Source organism: Burkholderia sp. BCC1977 (assembly GCF_905339595.1).
Taxonomy (GTDB): Bacteria; Pseudomonadota; Gammaproteobacteria; order Burkholderiales; family Burkholderiaceae; genus Burkholderia.
Genome location: NZ_CAJPGQ010000007.1, coordinates 97054 through 122552, shown reverse-complemented (window position 1 = coordinate 122552; position 25499 = coordinate 97054). Strand labels below are relative to the sequence as shown.

15 protein-coding genes and 1 pseudogene are annotated in these 25499 nt (G+C 63.0%); 2 read left to right on the top strand and 14 right to left on the bottom strand.

What is annotated here, in order from left to right; genetic code table 11:
- Positions 1 to 59: 59 nt before the first annotated feature.
- From U5771_RS08710 to U5771_RS08640, 14 genes are all read right to left on the bottom strand, one after another.
- Positions 60 to 470 carry an ACT domain-containing protein gene (locus U5771_RS08710; RefSeq protein ID WP_322023587.1) on the bottom strand — a complete coding sequence of 137 codons (411 nt, stop codon included), beginning with the start codon at positions 468 to 470 and terminating at the stop codon, positions 60 to 62.
- Between the two features lie 300 nt (positions 471 to 770).
- Complete coding sequence (locus U5771_RS08700; protein WP_322023586.1) at positions 771 to 1286, bottom strand: ureidoglycolate lyase; 516 nt, start codon at positions 1284 to 1286, stop codon at positions 771 to 773.
- Positions 1283 to 2296, bottom strand: a complete 1014-nt coding sequence (gene alc / locus U5771_RS08695) for an allantoicase (RefSeq protein ID WP_322023585.1) — start codon at positions 2294 to 2296, stop codon at positions 1283 to 1285. The genes U5771_RS08700 and alc overlap by 4 nt, the downstream gene beginning before the upstream one ends.
- A gap of 62 nt (positions 2297 to 2358) precedes the next feature.
- Positions 2359 to 2880, bottom strand: coding sequence for a 2-oxo-4-hydroxy-4-carboxy-5-ureidoimidazoline decarboxylase (gene uraD / locus U5771_RS08690; RefSeq protein ID WP_322023584.1), 522 nt, complete (start codon positions 2878 to 2880; stop codon positions 2359 to 2361).
- Positions 2877 to 3830 (bottom strand): allantoinase PuuE, encoded by a 954-nt coding sequence (puuE, locus tag U5771_RS08685; protein ID WP_322023583.1) that lies wholly within the window; start codon positions 3828 to 3830, stop codon positions 2877 to 2879. Before puuE ends, uraD begins: the two co-directional genes overlap by 4 nt.
- Before the next feature lie 150 nt (positions 3831 to 3980).
- A complete protein-coding gene (locus U5771_RS08680) occupies positions 3981 to 4817 on the bottom strand; it encodes an aspartate/glutamate racemase family protein (protein ID WP_322023582.1) in 837 nt (278 codons plus the stop codon).
- 10 nt (positions 4818 to 4827) lie between these two features.
- Positions 4828 to 6312, bottom strand: a complete 1485-nt coding sequence (locus U5771_RS08675) for an NCS1 family nucleobase:cation symporter-1 (RefSeq protein ID WP_322023581.1) — start codon at positions 6310 to 6312, stop codon at positions 4828 to 4830.
- Between the two features lie 149 nt (positions 6313 to 6461).
- Positions 6462 to 7166, bottom strand: coding sequence for a GntR family transcriptional regulator (locus tag U5771_RS08670; RefSeq protein WP_322023580.1), 705 nt, complete (start codon positions 7164 to 7166; stop codon positions 6462 to 6464).
- Positions 7167 to 7474: 308 nt separating this feature from the next.
- Entirely contained in the window at positions 7475 to 8413 is a 939-nt protein-coding gene (gene ldcA, locus U5771_RS08665; RefSeq protein WP_322023579.1) for a muramoyltetrapeptide carboxypeptidase, read from the bottom strand.
- Between the two features lie 106 nt (positions 8414 to 8519).
- The gene (tadA, locus tag U5771_RS08660; protein WP_322023578.1) at positions 8520 to 9101 is read right to left on the bottom strand and encodes a tRNA adenosine(34) deaminase TadA; all 582 of its coding nucleotides are present in this window, start codon (positions 9099 to 9101) and stop codon (positions 8520 to 8522) included.
- Positions 9098 to 9499 carry a DnaJ family domain-containing protein gene (locus U5771_RS08655; protein ID WP_014896765.1) on the bottom strand — a complete coding sequence of 134 codons (402 nt, stop codon included), beginning with the start codon at positions 9497 to 9499 and terminating at the stop codon, positions 9098 to 9100. Before U5771_RS08655 ends, tadA begins: the two co-directional genes overlap by 4 nt.
- 1027 nt (positions 9500 to 10526) lie before the next feature.
- Positions 10527 to 17105, bottom strand: coding sequence for a hypothetical protein (locus U5771_RS08650; protein WP_322023577.1), 6579 nt, complete (start codon positions 17103 to 17105; stop codon positions 10527 to 10529).
- 92 nt (positions 17106 to 17197) lie between these two features.
- Positions 17198 to 18295 (bottom strand): hypothetical protein, encoded by a 1098-nt coding sequence (locus tag U5771_RS08645; protein ID WP_322023576.1) that lies wholly within the window; start codon positions 18293 to 18295, stop codon positions 17198 to 17200.
- A 180-nt stretch (positions 18296 to 18475) separates the two neighbouring features.
- Positions 18476 to 21472 (bottom strand): TrlF family AAA-like ATPase, encoded by a 2997-nt coding sequence (locus U5771_RS08640; RefSeq protein ID WP_322023648.1) that lies wholly within the window; start codon positions 21470 to 21472, stop codon positions 18476 to 18478.
- An 868-nt stretch (positions 21473 to 22340) separates the two neighbouring features.
- On the opposite strand from U5771_RS08640, the gene U5771_RS08635 reads away from it, so the two are divergent.
- Both U5771_RS08635 and U5771_RS35575 read left to right on the top strand, forming a co-directional pair.
- The gene (locus tag U5771_RS08635; RefSeq protein WP_322023575.1) at positions 22341 to 23174 is read left to right on the top strand and encodes a DUF932 domain-containing protein; all 834 of its coding nucleotides are present in this window, start codon (positions 22341 to 22343) and stop codon (positions 23172 to 23174) included.
- A gap of 130 nt (positions 23175 to 23304) precedes the next feature.
- Positions 23305 to 25496: pseudogene (locus tag U5771_RS35575) on the top strand (ParB/RepB/Spo0J family partition protein).
- Positions 25497 to 25499: the final 3 nt, after the last annotated feature.

The following is a 25499-nucleotide window of genomic DNA, read 5'->3' as shown; positions in this document are numbered from 1 at the left end:
AGCGACATCCTCGGGAATCCACGAAGCACCTCTTTCGCCTGTTCCGAATGCGCCGCGCGCTAGCCGCGCAGCGCATCGCGCTGCAGCGCGACGAGCGCATCGAGCGCGCGCGAGCCGTCGTCGAACGGCACGAAGATGTGATCGTGATACGCGGCGGCCATCACGTTGCAGCTGATGCCGGCCGCGCCCAATGCCCGCGCGAACGCGGCCGTCAGGCCGACCGCCGCGAGATCCGAATGCACGGTCAGCGTGATCCACGCGGCGCGGAACAGCACGGGCCAGCCGCGCCGCGCGGCCGTCGCCTCGTCGACCACGACCGTCATCCCTTCCGCCTCGCTGAACGTCGCGATCGTTTCGGATAACGATATGTCCGCATCGGCCGGCAGTGCGACGAATGCGAACGTGCCGCGATGCAGTTCCGGCTGCATCGTGCTCAACAGGGTCGCGAGGTCGGTTTCTGGTTGGCTCATCGTGGGTGCGGGCCCGGAACCGGGCGCCGTGCGGTGGCGATGCGGGCACGATAGCACGCGTGCGGTGTCCTCGACGCGCTGGTCCGCACGGCCGCGCCGTCGGCGGGGCCTGCCGGTCCGCTCGATCTCGCGCTGTTCGAGCACGAGCGCGTGCTGTCCGACATCCAGCACGTCGGTGAAGTCGTGAAGACGCACTTCCCGCGCCGCGCGGTCGCGCCGCGATGCGCGCGCGGCGAGCATAAAAAAACCCGCGCACGTCGCGCGGGTTTCTTCAATGGAACAGAGCTGCCGAAGTACCGCTCAGGCCGCCGTCAGCGCGTCCAGCGCGTCCTCGGTGAGCCACAGCGATTCCTGCAGGTCCTGCTCGTTCAGGTTCAGGCCGTCGCCGCCGCGATCGACGACGATGAAGTCGCTCACGCCACCCAGCGCGATCAGCGGGTGATGCCACACGCCCTTCGCATAGTTGACGCCCTGCCACCCGCTCGTCACGAACGCGCGGATCTTCGCCGGATCGAGATCGCCGGCCGGTGCGACGACGACGAGATACGGCTGGTCGTTCAGCGGCACGAACGCCTGGCTGCCGAGCGGATGGCGCTCGAGCATCTTCACCTCGAACGGCAGCGTGCGCGGCTGGCCGCGGAACAGGTTGACGAGCGTGCGGCCGTCTTCGTCCGTCACGTCGACCTTGGCGAGATCGTGAAAGCGGATCGTCGTGCCGAGGTTGATCGGAATCTGCTTCGCGCCTTCCGTTTCGATCACGTCGCCGAACGGCGCGAACGCTTCCCTGGTCAGCGGTTCGATTGCAAGCGTCTTCATTTGTCGAGCGTCCCCCACAGGCGCAGGCGCGATACGCCGCCGTCCGGAATGATGTTCAGGCGCACGTGGGTCACCGGGCCCAGCGATGCGATGTCCTGTTCGAAATAGTGCTGCTTGTCCATCTGCAGCTTCTGTTCGCCGAGCAGCACCGGCCAGAACATCGACTGCGTGATCAGCGAGCTGTCGGTGCCGCCCGACACGTACGCGGCCTGGATCGAGCAGCGGTCCGGGTAGTTGCCCTTGAAGAACGCGGTATCGACTTCGATCTTGCGGATCACGCCCGGCTGCGCGAGCGCGATGATCGCCCAGTCGTTGCCCGGTTCGCGGCGGCGGCGGGTTTCCCAGCCGTCGCCCATGTTCACGCCGCGGCCCGGCAGCAGCAGGTTCGACGCGACGCCGAAGTGCTGGTTGTTCGCGGCCACCACGTAGCCGCCGTTTTCCATCGCGGCGAGGTCGAACTGCTCGGTCGCACTCGCGCCGGCCCAGTCGAGCTGCGGCTGGCCGTACACGCGCAGGCGCGCGATGCCGCCGTCCGGATAGATGTTCACGCGCAGGTGCGTGAACGCACGGGCGTCGCTCGCCGCGACGTAGTGATGGCTGTTGCCCTGCAGCGTCGTCGACGGCACGATCTCGACCCATTCGGTCGCATGCGTCGGCGCGCCGTCGGCCACGTACGCGGCCTCGATCGACGCGGCCGGCGGGAAGTTGCCGGTGAAGTGGCTCGTGTCGATGTCGAAGCCCTTGATCACGCCCGGCCGCGCGAGCTTGACGATGCACCAGTCGTAGCCCGTCGTGCGCTTGCGGCGCGTCTCCCAGCCGTCCATCCATTTGCCGTGGTCGTCGTACTTGCCGGGGATGAATACCGCCGGCTCGGGGTTCAGCATCCGGTCCTTGGGCGCGAAGAAGTCGTCGCTGGCCTCGAGCGCCTGCGCACCGAGACGCGGGTCGGCGAGGTTCACGTAGCGCCGCGTGAAGTCGGGTGCGTCGGGATCGAGAAGCGGAACAGCCATGATGTTTCCTTGTTTCAGTAATGCGATCAGGCCGCTGCGACGCAGCAGGCCGTCGTGCGGTGTCAGGCGTCGATCAGGTCGTCGAGGCGGAAGCGTGCGATCCGGTAGATCTGGTCGAGGCTCGCGCGCAGTTCCTCGGTGCGCGAATGATTCACGCGCGACTCGAAGTTCGCGATGATGCCGTGCCGGTCATAGCCGCGCACCGCGAGGATGAACGGGAAACCGAACTTCTCGCGATACGTGCGGTTCAGCGTCAGCAGCTTGTCGAACTCTTCCTGCGTGCACTGGTCGAGACCCGCGCCGCTTTGCTCGCGCGTCGACTCGGCCGTCAGCTCGCCGCGCACGGCGGCCTTGCCGGCCAGTTCCGGGTGAGCGTTGATCAGTGCGAGCTGGCGCACTTCGCCGCCCGTCTCCACCGCACCCGACATCGTCTCGTGCAACGCGTCGATGCTCGCGAACGGCCGCTCGCCCGCGGCGACCTCGGCCACCCACGGCGAATGTTCGAAGATCCCCGACAGCGCCGCGACGAATGCGCCCGGCGCCATCGTGTTCAGTTGCTCCAACGTGTAACGCATCGCCTTCATGCTTTCCCTTCGTTTCGATGATTGGGCTGATACGGATGATGTTCACGCCAATGACGCGCGATATCGACACGGCGCGTCACCCATACGCGATCGTGCTGCTCGATGTGATCGAGGAAACGCTGCAGCCCGCGGAAACGTCCCGGACGGCCCAGCAGTCGGCAGTGCATGCCGATCGACAGCATCTTCGGCGCCTCGTCGCCCTCCGCGTACAGCACGTCGAACGCGTCGCGCAGGTAGTCGAAGAAGTGGTCGCCGGTATTGAAGCCCTGCGGCGTCGCGAAGCGCATGTCGTTCGTATCGAGCGTGTACGGGACGATCAGCTGCGGCGACGTGCTGCCGCCCGACACTTCGACGTCCATCCAGAACGGCAGGTCGTCTCCATAGTTGTCGGAGTCGTACAGGAAGCCGCCGTATTCCGCGACGAGACGATGCGTGTTCGGGCTGTCGCGGCCGGTGTACCAGCCGAGCGGACGCTCGCCCGTCACGCGCTCGATCGCTTCCATCCCGAGGCGCATGTGCTCGGCCTCGAGCTCGGGCGTCATGCTCTGGTAATGGATCCAGCGCCAGCCGTGGCACGCGATTTCATGGCCGAGCTCGACGAAGGCGCGCGCGAGTTCCGGATGACGCTCGATCGCCATGCCGACGCCGAACACCGTCAGCGGCAGCCCACGCTTTTCGAATTCGCGCAGGATGCGCCACACGCCGGCACGGGAACCGTATTCGTAGATCGACTCCATGCTCATGTGGCGGTCCGGATACGCGGCCGCGCCGACGATTTCGGACAGGAACTGCTCGGAGCCCGGATCGCCGTGCAGCACGCAGTTCTCGCCGCCCTCCTCGTAGTTCAGGACGAATTGCACGGCGACGCGGGCGCGCCCGGGCCAGTTCGCCTGCACGGGATGGCGGCCGTAGCCGATCAGGTCGCGAGGATAGTTGGGATCGAGTGACATGGGTTCGAAGTGCGGCGAAAGCTGGCTGAAATAATGGGTTCGCATCGACCCGCGCGGGTGCCGGAAGCCGGCCGCGCAGGCCGATGCGATGACGGCCCAGTGTAGCGAAAACGTTCATACGCGCCCATACAGCGGCGCAGATAGTGCATGTCACACGGCGTGTATGTGCGGTTGCGGCAAATTCGGGACCGGTTCCTGGGCGCCGATCCCGCTGCGCGCCGTCGCGGCAGCCGGCACGGCCGCCGGCGCGTCGCCCGGCGGGCTGAAACGCTCGAATTCGCCGTCGTAGCGCTTCGGCAGCGGCCGCGCATAGTCGCCGCGCTTCGCGGTCGCGAGGCGCAGCGCGACGAGCGCCTCGGCCCACTTGACGGCCGCCGTGACGCCTTCCACCACCGGCGCACCGATCTGCTGCTCGATCTCGTGCGCGAATTCGGCCATCCCGGCGCAGCCGAGCACGATCGCGTCGGCGCCGTCCTCGTCGAGCGCGCGCCGGCATTCGTCGACGATGATCCGCCGCGCGGCCGAACCGGGCCGGTCGAGCTCGAGCACGGCGACATCGGTCGCCCGCACGTTGCGGCAGAACCGCTTCATCCCGTAGCGCTCGGCGAGATGCCACGCCATCCCGCAGGTGCGCGCGAGCGTCGTGACGACCGAGAAGCCCGGCGCGAGCACGCTCGCCGCATGCATCGCCGCCTCGGCGATCCCGAGCACCGGCCCGCGCGCGACCTCGCGCGCCGCATGGAGGCCGGGGTCGCCGAAACACGCGATCACGTATGCGTCGCAGCCGTCGCGCTCGCCCTGCGCGATCTCGGCGAGCAGCCCTGGCGTCGCGAGCGCTTCGTCGTAATAGCCTTCGATCGACGGCGGCCCCATCGGCGGGCTCACCGCGACGATCTCCGTGCCTGCCGCCGCGACTTCACGCGCGCAGCGGCCCATCGCGTCGGTCATCCGCTGTGTCGTGTTCGGGTTGATCAGCTTGATCTTCATCGCACGCTCCTCAGGCCTTCGTGCTCACCAGCAGCCGGTAGAACACGAAGGCGAGCCCCGCGCCGATGAACCATGAGAAATTCGCGGCGGCCTGCCAGCCCGGCACCATCACGCAGACGACGGCGATCACCGCGGCCGGCAGCAGCGCGGCAAGCGCGCGGCGGTTCACGCCGCCCGTGTACCAGTAGGTGCCGCGCTCCGACATCGTGTACAGGTCGTCGCGCACGAGCCGGCCGCGCTTGACGAGGTAGAAGTCGGCAATCAGCACGCCGTACAGCGGGCCGATGAACGCACCGAGCACGTCGAGCGTGTAGTGAATCACCGCCGGGTTGTTGAACAGGTTCCACGGCGTGATGAAGATCGATGCGACGGCCGCGAGCATCCCGCCCGCGCGCCAGCTGATCAGCCGCGGCGCGACGTTCGAGAAGTCGAATGCGGGCGACACGAAGTTCGCGACGATGTTGATGCCGATCGTCGCGATCGTGAAGGTCAGCGCGCCGAGGATCACCGCGGTCGGATGATCGATGCGGCCGACCGTCTCGACCGGATCGGTGATCAGTTCACCGAACACCGGCAACGTCGCGGCGGTGGTGATCACCGTGACGAGCGAGAACGCGAGGAAGTTGACCGGCAGCCCCCAGAAGTTGCCGCGCTTCACGTCGCCGAATGAGCGGCAGTAGCGCGAGAAGTCGCCGAAATTGAGCATCGGCCCGGAGAAGTACGACACGACGAGCGACACGGCCGTGATCATCACCGGAATCACTTCCGCACCGTGATACTTGACGCCGCCGAGGTTGAGGCCGATGTTGCGCCAGCCCTCGCGCCACACCATGTAGCCGGCCAGGATGAACATCACGACGTAGACGGCCGGACCCGCGAAGTCGATGAACTTCTTGATCGTCTCCATCCCGTTCCAGAACACGAGCGCCTGCAGCACCCACAGCAGCATGAAGCCGGCCCAGCCGACCGCCGACAGCCCGAGGAAGCCGTAGCGATGGACGTCCGCGTACGGCAGCCATTGCGGAAAGAACTTCAGCACGACGATCACGAGCGCGCTGGACGCGAGATAGGTCTGGATGCCGTACCATGCGATCGCGATCAGCCCGCGGATCACGGCCGGCACGTTCGCGCCGAGCACGCCGAAGGTCGCGCGGCACGCGACCGGATACGGCACGCCGATCTGCTGGCTCGGCCGCGCGATCAGGTTGCACAGCCGGTTCACGATCGTGATGCCGACGATCAGCGCGATCAGCACCTGCCAGCTCGTCAGCCCGAGCGCGAACAGGCTGCCCGCGAACACGTAGCCGCCGACGCTGTGCACGTCCGACATCCAGAACGCGAAGATATTGTACGAACCCCACGTCTGGTTCTTTAGGGGTGCCAAATCTTCGTTATACAAACGTTGACTGTAACCGTCCGGCAACGCCGGGCCACTGCCCTCGCCGCCTTCTTCCGCCGGATACGCGCTGTCGTGCGCCACACTGAACTGAGCCATGACTTCTCCTTGACGCGGCCGGACAGCCGCTCCACCGTCATCGATATCGCTCCGGATCGTCGGCCGGAGTCGGACTGGCGGCCGGCGGCGCAAACCGCCGGCCTGCATTGCTCTCGTCGTGTGGCGCGCGGCCGGGTTCGCGTCGCCGCTCAGGCGCCGCCGAACACTTCGCGCAAATCGACCTGCCCTTGCGCGGGCCGGTCCAGCATCTTCAGTTCGACATGCTGCAGGTGGTGCGCCATCAGCGTCACCGCCCGCTTCGAATCGCCCGCTTCCAGCGCGGTCAGTATCTCGTCGTGGTCGTCGCACGAGCACGGGCTGCGTCCGTGCGATTCGTACAGTGCCGACATCAGCGTCGAGCGTGCGACGAGCCCGTCGAGGCACTCGCAGAGCGTCGCATTGCCCGTCAGCGCCGCGAGCGCCGTATGAAATTCGCCCGACAGGCGGATCCACGCCGCGAAGTCGTGCCGCTCGAACGCCTTGCGTTCCTTGTCGATCAGCGCGGCGACGCCCTTCAGCCGCTTCGCGCCCGGCCCGGTCGCGAGCCGCTCGACGACGGCCAGCTCGATGATCCGGCGCATCTCGAACACCTCGTGCACATCCTGCAGCGTCGGACTCGCGACGAACGCACCGCGGTTCGGCTCGAGCTCGACCAGCTTGTCGGCCGCGAGCTGCGAGAGCGCCTGGCGGATCGTCCCGCGCTTCACGCCGAACACGTCGCAGAGCTGCGCCTCCGTCAGCTTCGCGCCGGGCGCGAGCCGATGCTCGAGGATCGCGGTGCGGATCCGCTCGGCGATCGCTTCGGGGCCGGCAACGCCGGACGGATGGGTATCGGAGTCGTTCATGTTCTGCATCGCGTGATGGTCCTCATCCTAGGACGGACATAAAGATTGTCAACAATTCTTTTCCTGAAGTGCGCACAATCGGCGTGCACATCCCTGTAGCAAACCGGTGCACGGCGCGCTAAATCCATACATGGCAAGCCTCTTGCGCTTGTCCATGGCGGCTCATGGTGTATACCCTTCCGGCCATTTTGTTGACAAAAATGGTGCATACCATGACGCCAACCCGATCGATGGTGATGAAAATTTCTGACCGTTAGTTGCGCATTTACCTAAAGAAAAAGGCGGGAAACCCCGCCTTTACAGGATGCCCGCCCGGCTCAGCCGAGATGCGGATAGTCCGACAGCGTGAGCCGGAACCCGTGCGCATTCGCGACGAGTTGCGCCTGCGCGCCGAACGGCAGCGTCAGCAGGTCGGGCACGTGACCGAACTGCAGCCCCGTGACGACCGGGATGCCGATCACCGCGCGCACCTGGTCGATCATCGCCTGCATGTCGTAGCCGTTGTCGTACTCGAACGGCCGCGCGCCCGTGAACTGCCCGAGCACGAGCGCCTGCTGGCGCGCGAGCACCCCCGACAGGTGCAGCTGGTAGATCATTCGTTCGATCCGGAACGGCTGCTCGTTGACGTCCTCGATGAACAGGATGCCGCCCTCGATGTCGGGCATGTACGGCGTGCCGACGAGCGACGTGAGGATCGCGAGGTTGCCGCCCCACAGCGTGCCCGTCACGTTGACGCTCTGCACTTGCGGCGCCTCGGTGACGATCGTCGTGGTCGGCTGCGACAGCGTCTTCCAGAAGTGCTGCATCGTGAAGTCGCTCGGCGTTTCCGCGCCGAAGTCGGCCGACAGCATCGGCCCGCCGAAGGTCTTGATACGCGCCTTCGCGTACAGCGCGAGCTGGATCGCGGTGAAATCGCTGTGACCGACGAGCGCGATCGGCTGGTCGCGCAGGCGGCGTTCGAGCCCGCGATAATCGAGCCCGTGCAGGATGCGCGCGGCGCCGTAGCCGCCGCGCACCGCGAGCGCGACGTCCGGCAGCGCGCGCTCGGGATCCGCCAGGCGGTTCAGGTCGCCCGCCCGCTCGCCGTCGGTGCCGCCGAATCGCTGAAAGCGGCGCTGCGTCGCCTCGAGGTTCTCGATGCGATGCTGCGCGCCGCTCAGGCGCTCGAGCGCGCGATTGATCGCGTCGGGATCGTGCGGATAACCGGACGGCGCCAGCAGGCGGATGGTGTAGGACGCGGCGGGCTGAAAGGACATGGCGAAAGGTATCGGGGTCGTCAAACCTGCTTAGAGGGTCCGAACCGTCTCCGGTTCACGGAACCATGGAGCCCGCCCCGCTCCGGGCGACGGGCGCGGCGGGGGCTTATGGCGCGCCGGATTCGGCGTCGCGGGCGAGCCGTGCTTCACGCAGCGCACGGCGGCGTTCCGCGAAGAACGACTTCAGCGCGGCACCGCACTCGTCGGCGAGCACGCCGCCCGTCACGTCGGTATGGTGGTTGAGCTGCGGATTCGCGAACGCGTCGATCACGCTGCCGCACGCACCCGTCTTCGGGTCGGCGGCGCCGTAGACGACCCGCGCGATGCGGGCGTGCATGATCGCGCCCGCACACATCAGGCACGGCTCGAGCGTCACGTACAGCTCGCAGCCGGGCATCCGGTAATTCTGCAGATGCTGCGCGGCCATGCGCAGCGCGGCCATTTCCGCGTGGGCCGACGGGTCGTGCCCGCCGATCGGATGGTTGAAGCCGCGCGCGATCACTTCGTCGCCGCGCACGAGCACCGCGCCGACCGGCACTTCGCCGGCCGCGCGTGCCTCTTCGGCGGCGGCCTGCGCGAGCCGCATGAAATGCAGGTCGCGCGCCGACACGGGCGCGGCTTCGGGAACGGGAGAATCAGGGGCGGCAGCCGATCCGGCGGCCGCATCGTGCAGCGCGTCGGCGCTCACATCGGCCCCGCTTCGGCGGACACGTCGTCGAGCCCGCGCTCGCACAGACGTTCCGCGATGCGCCGGCAATAGTCGCGCGGCATCACCATCGGGCCGCCGCGCAGCGATTCGAGCGCCATGTCGAGGGCGAGGATCTTCGCCTGCAGCCGGCAGCGCGCGGCACGGTCGCTGACCGCCTGCAACTCGTCCTGCAGGTTGCGCAGCGCGCGCAGTTGCTCGACGGCCGGCGGCACGAAGCCCGCATTCTTCAGGATACGGTTGGCCACCCGCACCTCCTCGGGTACGAGCAGGTCGTCATCCAGCGCCTGCGGCGCGCCGGTACCCGGCAAATCGTCGAACTCGCCCCGCGCGGCGGCGGCGGCAATGCGTTGTTCGACCAGTGCGTCAAGCAGTCTCATCAGTCAATCGGAACAAATGCGGCAGCCGAATTCTAGCAGGGTGACGTGCGTATGACAGGCCCTTCGAAGGGTTGCTCGATATTGTGTTTTTAGGGGCCGAATCGGCGCGCATGCGTGCTGATCGCCGCGACTTGCCGCTGTGCTGCGTCGCAGCAGGCTCCACGCGGATTTGGTGCGGTTTGCGCGGACGATGTCCGGCCCCGTTTTTTTATTTTCGCCCGGACCGATCGGTGTTCGTCATCCCGCCGAAATCGCCGTTTCGCGACAGCCGGATCATGCGGCGGCCGGCTGCGGCGATCGGCGCTCGATGGACAAGGGCCGCCCTATCCGCTCATTCACCTTCGTTATCGCGGTGGCGCGAAAGACTGAGCAGGATCGGGAAAGCACGTGGCATCGACTCGCGCCGCATCGAAGGCCGCGCTTGCTCGGCCTGCGGCGACCGGGCTGCCACGCACCTCGGCGCCCGGCTCGGGCATGACGGCGCCGAGAGCACCGCGCTCCGGCGACAAGCGAATCACAGCCGCCGCTCGCACAAACAACAACGCCCGGCAGGTCATCCCTGCCGGGCGTCCGCATCATCCGATGCCGCCATCAGTCATCGAGGCACACCTCGATGCCGAAGCTCACTCCCACTCGATTGTCAATCCAGTGGCTGGAGCCTTGTGGGAGCGGCGTTTCCGCGCAGTCATGCGGCGTCGATACCGTCAGCGATACCGAAAATCCCGCCCAGCACTTAACAGCTTTCGTCGAACAGCACCGGAGAACCCAAGCCCGCTCTTGTTTCAAAAATCACAGACACCGGTGTCTCCGGACGATTCGTTAGCGCGATACCGTCGCTGATACCGTCAGGCTTGTTCGAACGCGGTCCTCGATACCGTCACAACTGTAGTCCGGCGCAAAAAGGTGGAAGCGTCGATCGAGCAGCGCAAACAAGCTCCCTCGCGGCGGCATCTCGAAGCTGGATTTCCACCTGCGGAAACCCGCCCTGCTCAAGCGGGTTCGATTGAGGAGTGAGCCCGCCACTGCCCTATTCGGGCGATAGGCGTTTGATGAATATTCTATATAACTCTCCGTAATTCGGTAGCGCGTTGTGCCGAGATAGCCATTCGTCCGGCAGGCCGGCGATCGCGCGGAACCGCGGATAAAAATCACGCCGTCGATCGGGATCGAGCGTCGCAACCGCGTCTTTGGCTTGTCGAGAGAGGTGCCGCGGTGACCAAATCTCGCCGCGTTCGTTTATGACGACCACCAGCGATCGATGCGTAAAGGCGCTGGTGTCCCCACTGCGTCCGCTCGACTTCCCCCTGTGATATTTCTGTAGCTTGAGCGCGACGACAAGACTGCGCCCAGACAGCTTCAGCAGCGAATACAATGCGCTGCGCGTAACGAGCAACCGGTAGCCGGTTTCACTCCATGCGTACTCACCCCGTCCGCCCTCAGCTCCCCAGGCTTCGGCGCGATATGCTTGTACCCCGTCCACAGACCAGTGGCGTATCACATCATCACCTGCGACTGTCCCCAACAGGTCTCGTGTCCAAGCCAATGGGAAAGGCCTGTCGAGTGCGGTGGACGTACCATAGGGATCGTGGCGATCGAGCTGGCGCTCTGTGTTCGGTGTCTTTGCGACCCATGGCTGAACCGTATGACCGTCGCTGCCAAAATTCCGGACAATTTCATCTTCATCGTCGGGCAACCATCTAAAAAATGCTTTCTCTGAGAACAACGTCATGACCACCGCTCGCGCATCGATGGCATTCGCCAGAACGCTTTGAAGCGTGACGCCTGTGTCTCGCCCAATCGACCAACGTCCCGTAACGGGAAGCCAATCCTTCACTATCTTGCCGTCCACCAGACCCAGTAAAGGTGCCAGCAGATTACTATCTTCGCGCACGGTCCCGCTCTCACCGCTCTCCGGCATGGGCATGGCCGCTTCCTTGGTAAGGTCGAGCGGAAACGGATCGGTAAGATCGGCAAGCCAGAGACCGTCGTCTCGTGAGAGCGTGTATTCCCTGAGGAACGCGACCCAAGCGTCGCCGCCCCAGTCCTCACCAACAACCGCCCGTGTGGCCAGCAGTTCACCGGCAACAAGCATGAGTGCATGCCAGCCGAGATATCCCCCATACGGATCTCGGTCAGGAACGTATCCCGACGACCAAGATTCGTCATAGCTCCCGCTGCGTGGACAATCATGCATCGCTCGAACCTTTGCGTCCCACCGCCGCACCCATGCGCCGATGCTGTCTTCCACCTCCCAGCCTGGACAACCGAAGACACGGCACAAGCGCTCGACCTGATTTCTGTTGAAGTCATAGTCGAGGTGAAAGCCATCGTCTGGTCGTGGCGAGGCGTCGGGCCTGGGGGCGTAGCAGAGTTCGCGATAGTCGCTTCGGGGAGCATTTGGATAAGGTGACCGGTTTGCCGAGGCAAGCTTGGCGATGAGAGCCTCGCAGTCCTCGGATACCAGCGACCGCGCAAGCTCGCGGAGTATGTCTATCGCGAACGCACGCATGACGACGTGCGGAAACTCAGCGGAAAAGGCGATTCGCTCGAAGAATGCGCGATGGTGAGCTAATACGGGAGCGCCGTCCTTCGCTACGCGAGCAAGGGCTATCAATAGCCAAAGCTGCGCATGCATGACGTAGAAAGGCAGCTTTGCATCGCCGAAAGGCAAACTCCGGACAGAATCAAAGCGCTCGATCAGTTTTTCAACCACATCGAAACGCCCGGCCGCCGCCAAGCGCCTTACCGCATGGGCAGCGCGCCAGCGCATTGCAGCAACGGGATGACCAAGCCTCGCCCACACGAGCCCCGCCACGAATGTCGCCTCATCCTCTGGAACCGCAAAGCGAGCGTCCCATGGCCCGTCTCCAACTTCAGATGGAAGCTTTTCGCCTGTATTCTCCAGAAACCGCTCGAGACCCTCCGCAATTGCGCTGGCATTGACATCAGGCGCCAGTCTCGCCGCAAGCGCAAGCCAGGCATTCCCGCCAAGGCTATCCGCGGTGCTCCGGAGCGCGGCAACTACGTGCTCGACAAGGGTTGCGCGGTCGGCATGAAAATATTGCTCCAGACCGCGCCAGCCGCCCCATGCGTCAGTGCTTGAACTGGCGAGCTCGGCAGCGTGTTTCGTCGCCAGGCGTAACCCCAAGCCAGGCAGAACGTCGCGCATCGCCGCCGACGACTTACCCCACTCCTCCAAGTAATCGTCCAGCGCTCGGATTTTGTCAGCGAGTGTGGCAGCCGTTGCTTCAACGACCGCGCGGACGAACCCTAGGCGCTCGGCGAGAGTGTTTGCTTGCCTGGCCAAATCGATCAGCGTCCGAACGGGCCAGCGCCGTCCCGACTGGTCAATCTCCTCATCGAGTATCCGACGGTCGATGTCATCTGGGTCCGCGAGGTCCACCGGGAAGACAGCCGGAGGCTCTGTCGCGGTCGAGTGGGAAATGAGCGTTTGCGATTCGGATTTGGGCCCAAGGCGAGCGAGCAGGCCCGCGATTCGTGTTCGAGCTCGGGCAAAGGCAGGAAGAGTTCGCTCAGCGAGGTCATGTAGCCCTTCGATCGTCTCCCTCGTGGGAGACAGGTGATCCACGCGATCAATCTCGACCAGGAGCAGATCGAAAAACCATTCTCGTTTCTCTTGAGGCAGGTGGCCAATAATCTCGGACGCGAAGCCCGAGATATGCCACGTCCAAGTTTCGATGGGAGCCGCCAGGCCAAACAGAGCGACAGCGGCTTCAACTGAGAGCTTCGAATCACAAACGAGAGCAGTTAATGCTGGACCGAGTGATAGTCCAAGCCGGGCTGCGTCACGATCGTCTAGCCGCGCGAGCATTGCCAACGTCGCCCGCCCAGCAGTCGGCACCATCGCTTGGGCATATTCAGTCCAGGGGAATTTGCCGTCCTCGTTCTGATTCAATTCGAGGATACGCGCCAGGGTGTGCGCTGCCGCCGGAGAAAGTTCGGGGCCGGAATAGTGCCCCGTCAGCTCGAGCAAGTGGTTGGTACGATCGAAATCGTCTGATCCAATTGCCTCCGTAAGATCGAGCGCTCGGCGGAAATAGGCCGCTGCCTCTTCAGTGCTGACTCGCCAGACTGCGCGAGCAAGTGCACCGTAGGACGAGACCCTGGTTCCGACATCGGTATCGAGCTGGATCTTGCGCTCGATATGGCCGGCGAGGAGGAGCGCAGCATCGTGACATTCGGGGATCCGCGACAGTCGTGCGACCGTATTGGTATGTTCCGGCGTGAACAGGCCCGGAGCGCTCGCCACCCACTCGACCATCCGCTTCGCAAGCGTGGCATTGAGCACACCTAACCCGTCGGCGAGATCGAAAATCACTCGGAAACCGGTACGTGCGAGATACGCTTTTCCATCGCGATACGGATAGTTGGGTGACTGCTCGACATCGCGAACAAGTCTGTCAAAGGCCGCGGTCAGCATCTCGCTTCGCACCTTTCCACGGGGTGGGCGAATGATGTCGGCGACATCCTGCGCGTAGTTCAGCAGTGGCAATATCCGGTTGCTAAGCGTGCGTGAATAGTCCGACCGCTTTTCCTCATCGAGGCCATTGCGCCGCTTTCGGCGGTGTCGAGTTCCATCGAACTTTTGGTCCGCCAGCTTCTGGTTAAGTACCCGGAGGAAGGTCGCAGCTCCCCGCGACCGCGCACCCGCAGGCACCAACCTGATAAATTCGGATGGCGATATGTCGATCAAGCTGGCGCGCTTCCGACTCAAGGCGGCACGAACACCGGCGGCCAGCACGGTCACATGAATCGAGGGGTCGACTGGATAGTGACTTGAGTAGTCATAGATGCTCGGCGACTTAAGTGCAGCTCCGGCGAGGATGGTTGCTGCTTCTCTCTCCAAGCCAAGCTCAATCGCGAGCGCCGACGCCAGCACGCTGGCCATCGCCAAGCCTTCGTTTTTGCCATTCTCCGAAGATACTGCCGCAAGCGCCTGGACAAGCCTCCTGGCATGGGATGGGTCGCGACCGACGAATGGAAGGCCAGAGGCGTAGAGTGCTCGAGATTGCAGCCGGCAACGCAACAACCGTGTTGGGACGCGCATTTTGGGCGGATGCGGCGAATGCTGGTGTCGATCCAGAAGGTCGAACAAGTCCTGAAACTTGGCGAATGCCGCACTCTCGGTTCGACGGGCGAAGAACTCCGCAACACGCACGTCATTGCCCGCCAGCATCTCGACATAGGCAAAGCCAATATCGTCCCATTGCTTTGAGGTAGTCGAATCGTTGAAACGTGAGCTGTGTTTGGTCTGCGCTGCCCAATTGTGCCAATCGATTGATCGCCGAGCGTGCCGACGGGCCTCGTCTCGGTCACCTGCGAAGGCGTTCGCAAGCGCAAGAGCTGCGTGTTTTCCCCCAGGCCAACCGACATTGGTCGCGGAAAGCCGTCGTAGGGCTTCCGGGTCACGCGCCACAGCAACGAGATCGGGATGCTCGTATAGGAATCGGTCGGATCGCTCATGCCCAGCGGCAACAAGCGACGCTTCCAGTAACAGGCGCAAAAGGTCGTCGCGCCGCTTCAGCTCTCCCGCCAGCGCTATCGCAGCAGTAATCCGCGATAAGCGGATGTCGCGCGCGCTTACTTGTGAAGCACCCCGTGGAACACGCAGATCGTAGGCCAGTTGGATGAGTTGGTCGGCATCCCGTAGCGAGGTGAGTAACGCTGGCAAGGCCCGGGCCGCATAGCTTGAAGTGAGCTGGCGTTCCTGGAGAGCGGCGATAACGCGATCTCGACCTGCCTGGCTCGCGCCGTAGTTCGATCGGATCAAGATCTCGGTCGGTTCATCGCGGAACATCAGGCCGTGTGACGTTCGTTCAAGCAAGGGGGCAAGGTCGGCCGCAAAGCTTTCAACCTGCTCCGCGATCAGGCCGTGTGCTGCCGCAAGCTCTTCAATGGGAACTGGGGGCACCAGCAAGGCGATGCCTGTGAGCAGGAGATCAATGTCCGCATCGCTTGCACCGCGAGCACGTGCAGTTTCGCGCGCTTCGTCGAGACGCTTGCGAAGCAGCACGTCGAGCAGATCTTGCGGCTCTTCCTGGGCGTCGGGAAAAGCCACGGGATCAAACGGTCGCCCGGCCGTGATCAGGTTGTCGAGGCAGCGTGGGTTGCGACCCGATCGAGTCAGCAGAGCGGCGATCTCGTCGGCCGAGGCGTCCGGAACACGCCCCCCGACGAGGGCACGTACTTCCGCGTCAGTGAACAATGGAACTGCGAAAAGACGATGCGAGGTATCGCCGGTTGCCAGCGTGAGCCTTTCAGTCCGGCATGATGCGATGATGCGAACACCATCGATCGGATCGACGCTGATGCTGCGAATGAGAAGGTGTGCGAATGACGATGTCGCAGTTTCCTGTGCGGCAAGCCCGGCATGGTCAATCGCATCGAGCACCAGTGAAACACATGCATCGCTGCGCGTTCGCCGCGCAGTCTCGACCGATTGGGCGAGCCGTCGGCGGAACGCCCTCAGCAAGCCCGTAACGTCCGCCACTGGCAATAAAATGTCGCACAGACCTTGCCCGGCCATGAGGTTGGCAAGGTGGACGAGCGTCCTTTCCGGAAGGTGCCGACCGTCAGCTGGATCTCGCCAGCGACCGGCGCCGAAGCCATCGAAAAGCACGACGGGGCCATCAGTTCGCAATCGATCGGCGAGGCCTTGCATCAAGACTGTCTTACCCATCCCGCCTGCAGCATGGACGACGAGAGGAAAACCAGTTTCGCGGGCGAGCATTGCAATGTCTTCAAGAGCATCGCGCTGAATGACTACCTCAACCGCCGGGAACGCGTCGGGCGTTGGATACAAACGATCCTCGTGCTCCACCTCCAACTCTGCCAAGACTGCTACCCGATCAATTCGTTTGTCCCTCTCGCTACCGGGACCAGCCTTGATCCTGATGAGATTCCGCAACTTGAGCAGGCGTTTCTCCGCGTCCGGATCGCTTGGTTCGCTCCATGCGGCGAGCGTTGTTGAAACCGCACGCTCCGATTCGGTCAAGCTTCCCTTACTGCCGACCAATTCCAATCTCCGCAGCAGGTCAGCACAGGGATGGGGATAGTCTTTCAGGGCTTGTACGATCTGGCCTGCTTGGCGGCCTACATCACCCGTTTCTTGAATTCCCGAGACAACCGCTGCGATCGCCTTCCCCAAGTTCTCGTGAATAGGTCTGTTGGTGGCAAACTCATACCGCACAACGGCGATAATGCGGTCATCGCCGTGGGTCGCACGAAACTCGGCATCGGCCGCGGCAAACTTGGCGAGAGTTGATGCTAAGTCAGCAGCTCGAACTGGTGTTTCGGCGCTTGCGATCGAGTACTTGAACTGAACCACTGCGACTCGATGTGCCCGGGCAAGATCCGCGGCACCGTGGTACCGGACAAGATCGGCAATTTCAACCGCGCCGGCTCCCAAGCTCTGCTCGTCTTGTTCATCGAAACCCTCAAGCGTGATAGCGGTAAGATCGGTCGACGGCGGCAAGAGTTCAAGGGCTGTGCGCGCAGCCCAAGCTTCATGAAAGGCATGGCCCGCCTTTGATGCTCGGACTTTGTCGATTTCTATCGGCGCGGCGCCAGTATCGTCGTCACTCATGCTCGGCTTGATTCACGTGGTCCAATTTGTCGTGTTGTCTCGTATCGTCTTGATGCCGGACCAATTTTCGCGGCACAAATAGCCGATCGAGGTCAATGTTGCAGGCCCGCCGTCGCGGGCGCGGTCACGCTGTCGCGAGTTGCACTTGCGAGCGCTTCGATCACCGCGCGCACCGTGAGCTGGGCGATTTGCGCGACGTGCGTATCGAGTTCGCTACGCTCGTGGATTTGTTTGGCCGGATGGATTAGATTGCGCGTGCCGCGCAGGCCTTGAGCGTACTTTTCGATACCATTGCCCAGCAGATTGAGTTCCGCCGCGACGTCGATCAATTTCTCCGCCGACCATTTCTCAAGGGGAAGAACGACACCGGTCTTCGGATTCTTGGGCGCCCGGATTGCCGCTGTCGCCTTCTGTTCATCGCGCGACAACCAGTCGACGAGAACTAGCTCGAGCATAGAGCCGTATAGCACAGCCGAGGCCAACCATGCACACGCATGCATGCAGCGCTGCGCTTCCTCCCAACGGAATGCCAAATTTTCGGCGGCAAGTGGCTCGAGTCCGAGCCCGCCAAACGGTAGGCCCCGTTCTTCGCTGCGCGAGAGCAGAGTCGCTGGCGGACAGAGTCCGAGGCGTGGCACGACGGTTCGCGCATATGCGATAGCCCCATCTCGAGTGGTGAAGAGCGCCGATTCTCCCGGGTTGTCATAATCGGGACCCCGCACAACCAGCCCTGCAGAGAGGAGCGCGTCGATAGCATGCTCGCGCCGGGGAGGGTCAATGTGCGCTAGATAAACGGATAGCACGCGCTCCGGCAGTCGCTGCGTGCCAGGTAAAAACTCCGGAAATTCGGCTGCTTCGCTGTGCACGAGCCCAAGAATGAGGTCATCAACGGCCGAACACGGATCGCTCAGTGATGGATGCCTGCGCCCAAGCTCCTGCCAACGCTGCTCGCGTGCAATCTGGCCGATTTCAGTCGCATACCAATAACCAATAGGGTTACCAGAGACCCACCCCAGCGTCCCCATACGAGCGAGTTCGTCTTCGAGTTCGGTCGGAGTGAAATTCCACGTCGCTTCATGCAGGCCAATCGCCTGCACGCTCACATGCGGACATTGAAGTGCGCCTGCCGTGAAAATCTCGTGCTCAAAGAGCGCGTCGCGCAAAGCTGTGAGCCGCGGGTCTCGGGTCATGCCACTCCCATTTCCAATTTAGATCCAACGACCGAACTTGGCGGCGGCGAAAGCAGCCGAAAGAGCGGCCATCGCAAAGCAAATCCTTTTGCTGTCCAGCACCACGGAAACTGTGACTTGCAGAAGGACACAGGAATATGCGTTTCCGAATCGTTAGCTGGGCTTGTCTTTGCTCACTGACTAGAGCGCGACGCGCAAACGCCGAGCCCGCTCCTTAAACGCCCGTTCTCCGCCCTCCAAAATCTCGCAGACCCGGCGACGGATACGCGGGTTCTCCAGACCGCCACACTCGTAGTCGATCTCGGGCAGTTGCCCGAGTCTATGTCGGCCGCAGGAGGCAACAATGACCTGATCAGCGTCGGTGTTCACAACGAGGTTTGCGTTGTGCGTCACAATGATGATTTGCCGCCGCTTCCTGGCCTCGCGAAATCGGGTCACGAGTTCCTCAAATATCGACTGAGGGTCCAGGTTCTCCTCCGGTTGGTCGATGATGAGCGGCCGGTCGTCTTCCGCATCGATCGACAGGTACAACAGCAGGAGCACGATCCCGCGCGTTCCTGGCGAGAGTTGCTCGATCTCGACCTCGTCGTACTGAAGACTGTAGCCAACGGTGATGTGTTCAGTGCTATAAAGCCAGTCGGAGATGCGACGGGCCCATTCGCGGAACTCGAAGTTATCCGGCTGATGCGCCCGCAGGTTTTCTTCGTTTGCCTTCACGAACTCGAGCAACGCGGTAGCCGCTTCGCCTGATGACCCGGTCTGCCAGGCAGACATCAACATCCCCTTCGCAGCCTGCAGGACCTGGCCACGCCCACGGAACGGGCCGGTACGCAGATCGAGCAAGTCTTCGCCGGCCTCGCACCAGCCTTCGATGTTGACATTGCGCTTGACCGTGAAGGCCAGTCGCCCCATTGAGCCGGTGTCGGCCGCGATTCTCTGTTGAATCGGAGCGTAGAGCTTCTTGAGCTCTTGCTCTTCCTCGACGATTGCCTCGAACACCCCCGCGTACGCGGTCCGGCGCAGTTGAACCAGGTCGCGAATCTTGGAATCCGCCTCTTGGGCACGTTTGATTTGCTCGTCGAGCTTAGCCAAAGCGCTTTCCGCCTTGGTAATCTTGTCGGTCAGAGCCGAATAGCGCTTAACCTTCGTCTTGTCGGCGCCGACGAGCAGGTTCAGGCGGGCAACTTCGCGATCGAGCAATGAGAGGGTCTGCAATTGGAGCTCTGCCCCCTCAGGGATGAGAGGCACATTGGGGTCCGCGCCTTCCGCAAACACGGGATCGAGATCGGACGGTCCTTGCATCTTGACCACCAGCGCCTTCACCTGGCGCAACCGCTCCGCCAACAGCGTGTCAACGTCCTCCACGAAGTCCACTTTAAACGCGCCCCACTCCACCTCGGACAGGCCGGTGTCGGCGCGCTCTTGCTGCATTTCGTCCAAGAGCTCCGGCGCGCGACGAGTGCGGAAATCTTCGACATCTCCTTTCAGACTCAGCAGCGTCTGATGGCGCCGCTTCGCCCTCTCGACCTGCAACCGCTTCTGCTCGGCGGCTTGCGAAACATCTTCCAGTCGCTTAGCTCTCTCCTCGTTACCTTTAGGAATTAAAGACTTGCGATCGCGCTTGTCCTGCTCAATCGCTTTGGCCTTCTCCGCACGATCTTTGCTCAGCCCCGCCAAGCTCGCTTTTCGGGTGCGCTCCTCCGTCAGGTCACTGGAGGCCTTGCGTAGCGTCTCCTGGTAGCGCCGACGCTTCTGACGCGTATCCTCGAGCCTCAGCTCGAGCATTTCCTGAAACGTGGACGTGCCCATACGCTCGTCCCTCGGGTGGGCACTAAAGATGACTCGCTCGATCTCTGCATTCAGAGGGTTGCTCTCGTCCTCTGCCGAGCACAGCTTGTTCACAAACTGCTGCGAGAGGTATTGCACGTGGGAGTTGTACAGGAGATCATCGACCTCTGCGTGCGACACTTCGTTGCCAGTCGTCTCACCATTCTCCCAAATTAGCTCCGCCCTACAGTTATCCAGGTGCTGTTTGGCTCGGAAGACAAACGACTCTTTGTTGAGGTGCGGCGAAAGGCCGTAGCCCCCCGCGGCAACCAAGTCGGCCAGTGCTGTCTTCCCAGAGCCCCGAGCGCCGACCACGGCTACCAGCCCTGCGTTGAGCGGGATCGTTGCCTTCTTGAGCCAGGGCGCACCGACTACCATTAAAGACTCGATAGTATGGCTCTGCAAAGACCCGCGGCGCGGCTCCGGCCCAACAAATACCCGCTCCTCCGGCTCCAGACAGGTCTGGCGCAGGGATTCAAAGGAGAGATCGCCCTTGATCCAGCAGCGGCGCTGCTGGTCCGGCGCCCCCACGGTGTCAGTTGTATGCGCATCGGATCCATGCAGGCATGGTTTCCGGCCGTTGTACTGCTCGTCCAGTTCCCGTACGGAAAGCGCGCCCTGGCCGAGCCAGAAGTTGATCTGCCTGGGATTGGAGTCGAAGATGATATGGGCCAGTTGCTCGATATTTTTGCGCTGCGCGGCCCAGGAATCGGTCGAGTCCCGCAGGCCGGAGGTACCGTCCTTCTGTCCACCAGCGACGGCGATCAACGCATTGCGCTTGATCCATTCGTGCTTACCCAAGGCAGCCTTTAACTGCTCCAGGCTGACTTTGAACTGGTTCGCGCCAACGGAGCGGGCAGCCTCTGAATCCGTTTGCTCCGGCTTGTGCTTCCGCCCTAGGCGGATCAGATCTTCCCGGTGACAGCGGAAGTTCTCCCCCTGATACTGAAACTCGAATTCGAGCAAGAAACGCTTGATTCGATCGCAGTGATCCGGCTCATCCGGTGGGAAGAGGAGATGCAGGTTGAGCGCCGCCCCACGGTTCGTCTCAATGTTGAGGCGCAGTTCGACGTTCGGAAAGAGTAGACCGACGTTTGGCAGGCGCCCCTGGCGCTTGAACTCGAGCACCTTTTCATAAGGATCGATGCCAAAGTAATCGGTGATTCCCAGCGCCCGGATCGCGGGGTCACACGTCTCCACTTTGGAAAGAAATGCGCCCCAAGGATCATCCCCCCTGTACTGGTCATTCAGGACGGTACCTGGCGTGTGAATGTGAGGATCCCAGCGGTGCCACTCGGAGCCACGTTCACTCTGCACAGCATTTTCGCTTCCTAGTGTTTCCTCTGCCATGTTGTTCAAGTGCCTCCCCGATGGCATCAGCGCTCTTGTACCGCCCCCAAAAGACAAATCAGCCGCCCTGCTCAGCGGACCGGTACTACTGGAGATCATGCGCAGGCATGGCTCGGGCTTTATGCGCTCTAAAGGCGTAAGCGTACTATGAGTTTTCGCCGCGCGGGTGACGCTGGCATCCATGCGCACCGCAAGCCATTATGCACAATTGATCGTTATTGGCGACCAAGATGCTTACTAAATCCTTGCCCATCGGAGTCGATCCCGATTCGGCAGCCCAAGCGTTTTATCGACGGATCCGCTGACGCAGTGCTTAATACGCGTCCGGACATTGGTAGACCAGACCGCGGCACCTTGTCGTCGATCACGTTCGCTTTCCCCACCATCCGGTTGCGCTGTTACATCCGGCGCACAACATTCCCAGGTCAACCAGACGCCTCCTGACGCTTACGCGTCGGGACCGGGCTTTCGCGCTGCGCGTCGAGCCGCGTACCGCGTTTCGGCCCTATCGGGCATCAACCCCAGGCGCAGCTGGCAACTTCGTTAGCTTCTACGCGGCGCCTCATGCCCGGTCACCCGAGGCATGGCATGCACCCGACTCCCAGGTTCCCGCCCTTGACCCGCGACCGTAGCCGATAGCGGGCACGGGCAGGCATCAAGGGGCGAGGGACCGTGTTGCCCGCACCCCTCCCTCGCCTTTTTCCTTGACGCCTGCCCGCTATCGGCTCCTCCAGTCGCACGGGCGGGAACCCGGGAGCCTGGCGGCAGCAAAGCCAACCCCGAGTTCCACCGGGAGGTGTTCAGCCGCAACGGCAAGTCACATCCCTTCGCCCGGTTCAGGTCTTCAACCTTGACTGTGGAGATTGCCATGCAACTCGCTTCCTCTTTCCATTACGGCTCCCCGATGCTGCGCGCTGACTCACCCCTCTCGGACGATCAGATTCGCCGCGTTGCCCCCTCCATCTTCGCGGACGGCAAGCACGAAAGCCGCTCCGCGCGCTACACCTACATTCCCACCATCGAAGTGCTGCGCGGCCTCCGCAACGAAGGCTTTCAGCCGTTCATGATCTGCCAGACCCGCGTGCGCGATGAGGGTAAGCGCGAATTCACCAAGCACATGCTGCGGCTGCGCCATGCCGATCAGATCACCGGCGAGGAAGCCGATGAAATCGTGCTGTTGAACTCGCACGATGGCACGAGCAGTTATCAGATGCTCGCAGGCACATTCCGGTTTGTGTGCCAAAACGGCATGGTCGCCGGCGACAACATCGCCGATATCCGCGTGCAGCACAAAGGCAACATCGTTCAGAACGTGATCAACGGCGCGTTCGACGTGCTCGACGGCTTCGACTTGATCCGCGAGCAGAAGGACGGCATGCGCGCTGTGACGCTCGATCGCGACGAACAACATGCTTTCGCCCGCTCTGCCCTCGCGCTGCGCTATGACCCGAGTGGCGCCGAGGCACCCGCCCCGATCACCGACAGCCAACTGCTCGCCCCGCGCCGCTTCGAGGATCGCCGAGAAGACCTTTGGACCGTCTTCAACCGCGTGCAGGAAAACCTTACGAAGGGTGGTCTGCACGGACGCTCACGCTCGGGCCGCTCCATGTCCACGCGCCCCATCACCGGCATCGACCAGAACGTGAAGCTCAACCGCGCTCTGTGGATGCTTGCCGATGCCATGCGCCAGATGAAGGCGTAAGGACTCAGGGGCGGTGCACCCACGCCGCCCCGGCTCCCTGCCTTTGCGCCAGAACGCCAGTCGGGTCACGTTCTGACGCATTCGCATCGCTCTGGCCCGGCACCCTCTTTCCAACTCCCTGGAGTCGATCATGCAAGCCCAAAATGTCGAAACCGTCAGCATTGCTGCCGAAGCCGCCGAATCCGCAACCGTGCTCGAAACGAATTTCGGCGACGAGCAGCCAGTCGTGACCGTGCCGTATTCGAGCCTGCGACGCTCGCCGCTCAACGCGCGCACGCAACCCCTATCTGGCATTCTCAGCCTTGCCGTCAATATCCGTGCGAAGGGCCTGCTGCAAAACCTCGTTGTTCACGAAATGAAAGGGGCGCGCGGCAAGCAATGCCGGTATGGTGTCTGCGCAGGCCAGCGCCGCGAAGCCGCGCTCGACCTGCTTTTCGAGCAGAAGCATATCGCCGCCGACTATCCGGTGCCCGTGCGGATCGTCAGCGAAGGCGAAGCCCTCGCGATTTCACTGATCGAGAACAGCGAGCGTGAAGGGCTCGACCCGTTCGACGTGCTCCGCTCGTACCGAATGCTGGCCGAAGAAGGCCGCAGCGTCGATTACATCGCTGCGCTGTTTTCCGCCTCTCCGCTAACCATCAAGCGGCGCATGAAGCTCGCCAATGTGTCGCCCAAGCTGCTCGCACTGCTGCGCGAGGACGGCATTACCCTCGACCAGTTGGCCGCGCTCGCATTGGCCGACGACCATGAAACGCAGGAGCGCGTCTGGTTCGATGCTCCGAACGACTGGCAGCGTTCTCCGCAATATCTCCGTCAGGCGATCACCCGAACCGAAGTCGACGCGAGCCGCAGCCGTCTGTGCACTTCGTCGGCCTCGCTGCTTTCGAGGCGGCGGGCGGGTATGTCCGACGAGACCTGTTCAGCGACGCTGAAAATGCCGGATTCGTTGCCGACGCGGAACTGTTGCAGCGTCTCGCGGGCGAAAAACTCGAAGCCGTGGCCGAGGAAGTCCGTGCCGAAGGGTGGAACTGGACGGAAACACGCATCGAGCGTGATGTACTCAAACTGAATCACTACGACAGGCTCGATCCGCTCGACCGCGCGTATACCGAGGACGAGCAGCGGGAAATGGATGCCCTGACGGCGCGACAAGATGAACTCACGGAACAGTACGACGCACTTTCGGAGGACGATGGAAACGCCTATGAGGAAGGCGAACGGATCGAGGGCGAACTAAACGCAGTCACCGCCGCGATTCAAGCGCTCGAAATACGCACGCAGGCATGGGACGCACAACAGATGGCCGAAGCCGGTGCGTTCATCATCCTCGACCCGCAAGGCAACCTGATCATCGAGCGCGGGCTGGTACGCCGAGACAGCGATGCCGGGCGCGGCGCGGGTGCAGCGACAATCGGGCAGGCCGTCGCCACACCCAAGGAGGCAAACCGGAAGCCCAAGCCGGTTCATAGCGCGAAGCTCTGCCAACGCCTGAGCGCCCACCGCACCGCCGCCATTCACGCGGAACTGATCGCGCAACCGTCCGTCGCCCTCGCCGCGCTGCTGTTCCGGCTGGCGCCGATCGCCTTCCCCGAGCGGTACGGTGTCGGGCCGAGCCGTGACTATCTGGAACTCAATGCCACCAGCAACCACGATACGCTGCTGAAGGTCGCCGACGATCTGTCCGACAGCACCGCATGGGGCATCATCGACGCGCAGCGCCAACAGTGGCTCGCGGCCCTCCCCCGAAATCTGGCCGATTTGCTGCCGTGGCTGACCGAGCAGGATCCCGGCACAACGCTGTTCGATCTGCTCGCCTTCTGCACCGGCACCCTGCTCGACGGTGTGACCGGTACGGAAGGCCCGCACGCCATCAATGTCCTGAGCAACGCGCTGCAACTCGACATGACTCGATACTGGACGCCGACCCGCGCCTCGTATTTCGACCACGTCAGCAAGGCGCGGATCGTGGACGTAGCCATGCAGGCAGTTTCTCCCAAGATTGCCCTTGACTTCAGCAAGATGAAAAAGGGCGATGCCGCCGCCGCTGCCGAACTGCGGCTGGCAAAGGCCGCATGGCTCCCGGAAATCCTCACCGATCGGGAAATGACGCCAATCCGTGCCCTCGGCGTGATGAACGACTTGGACGATGAGGCTGACGAGGATGAAGCGGAAAACCCGAAGGTGGCCAGTGCAGACGAAGCCAACGCGCAGGAAGCTAGCGCTGCAGCTGACACTGCGCCGGCGAACGAAAACCACCCGGCGTGGCCCTTCCCAACCGCCGCCAGCATAGCGAATGCCGAAGCCATGCAACACACCGCGTGATCG

Bases quoted from the DNA above. Each gene is read 5' to 3' on its own strand.
- U5771_RS08710 (WP_322023587.1), bottom strand. From the start codon at position 470: ATGAGCCAACCAGAAACCGACCTCGCGACCCTGTTGAGCACGATGCAG.
- U5771_RS08700 (WP_322023586.1), bottom strand. From the start codon at position 1,286: ATGAAGACGCTTGCAATCGAACCGCTGACCAGGGAAGCGTTCGCGCCG.
- alc (WP_322023585.1), bottom strand. From the start codon at position 2,296: ATGGCTGTTCCGCTTCTCGATCCCGACGCACCCGACTTCACGCGGCGC.
- uraD (WP_322023584.1), bottom strand. From the start codon at position 2,880: ATGAAGGCGATGCGTTACACGTTGGAGCAACTGAACACGATGGCGCCG.
- puuE (WP_322023583.1), bottom strand. From the start codon at position 3,830: ATGTCACTCGATCCCAACTATCCTCGCGACCTGATCGGCTACGGCCGC.
- U5771_RS08680 (WP_322023582.1), bottom strand. From the start codon at position 4,817: ATGAAGATCAAGCTGATCAACCCGAACACGACACAGCGGATGACCGAC.
- U5771_RS08675 (WP_322023581.1), bottom strand. From the start codon at position 6,312: ATGGCTCAGTTCAGTGTGGCGCACGACAGCGCGTATCCGGCGGAAGAA.
- U5771_RS08670 (WP_322023580.1), bottom strand. From the start codon at position 7,166: ATGCAGAACATGAACGACTCCGATACCCATCCGTCCGGCGTTGCCGGC.
- ldcA (WP_322023579.1), bottom strand. From the start codon at position 8,413: ATGTCCTTTCAGCCCGCCGCGTCCTACACCATCCGCCTGCTGGCGCCG.
- U5771_RS08655 (WP_014896765.1), bottom strand. From the start codon at position 9,499: ATGAGACTGCTTGACGCACTGGTCGAACAACGCATTGCCGCCGCCGCC.
- U5771_RS08650 (WP_322023577.1), bottom strand. From the start codon at position 17,105: ATGAGTGACGACGATACTGGCGCCGCGCCGATAGAAATCGACAAAGTC.
- U5771_RS08645 (WP_322023576.1), bottom strand. From the start codon at position 18,295: ATGACCCGAGACCCGCGGCTCACAGCTTTGCGCGACGCGCTCTTTGAG.
- U5771_RS08640 (WP_322023648.1), bottom strand. From the start codon at position 21,472: ATGGCAGAGGAAACACTAGGAAGCGAAAATGCTGTGCAGAGTGAACGT.
- U5771_RS08635 (WP_322023575.1), top strand. From the start codon at position 22,341: ATGCAACTCGCTTCCTCTTTCCATTACGGCTCCCCGATGCTGCGCGCT.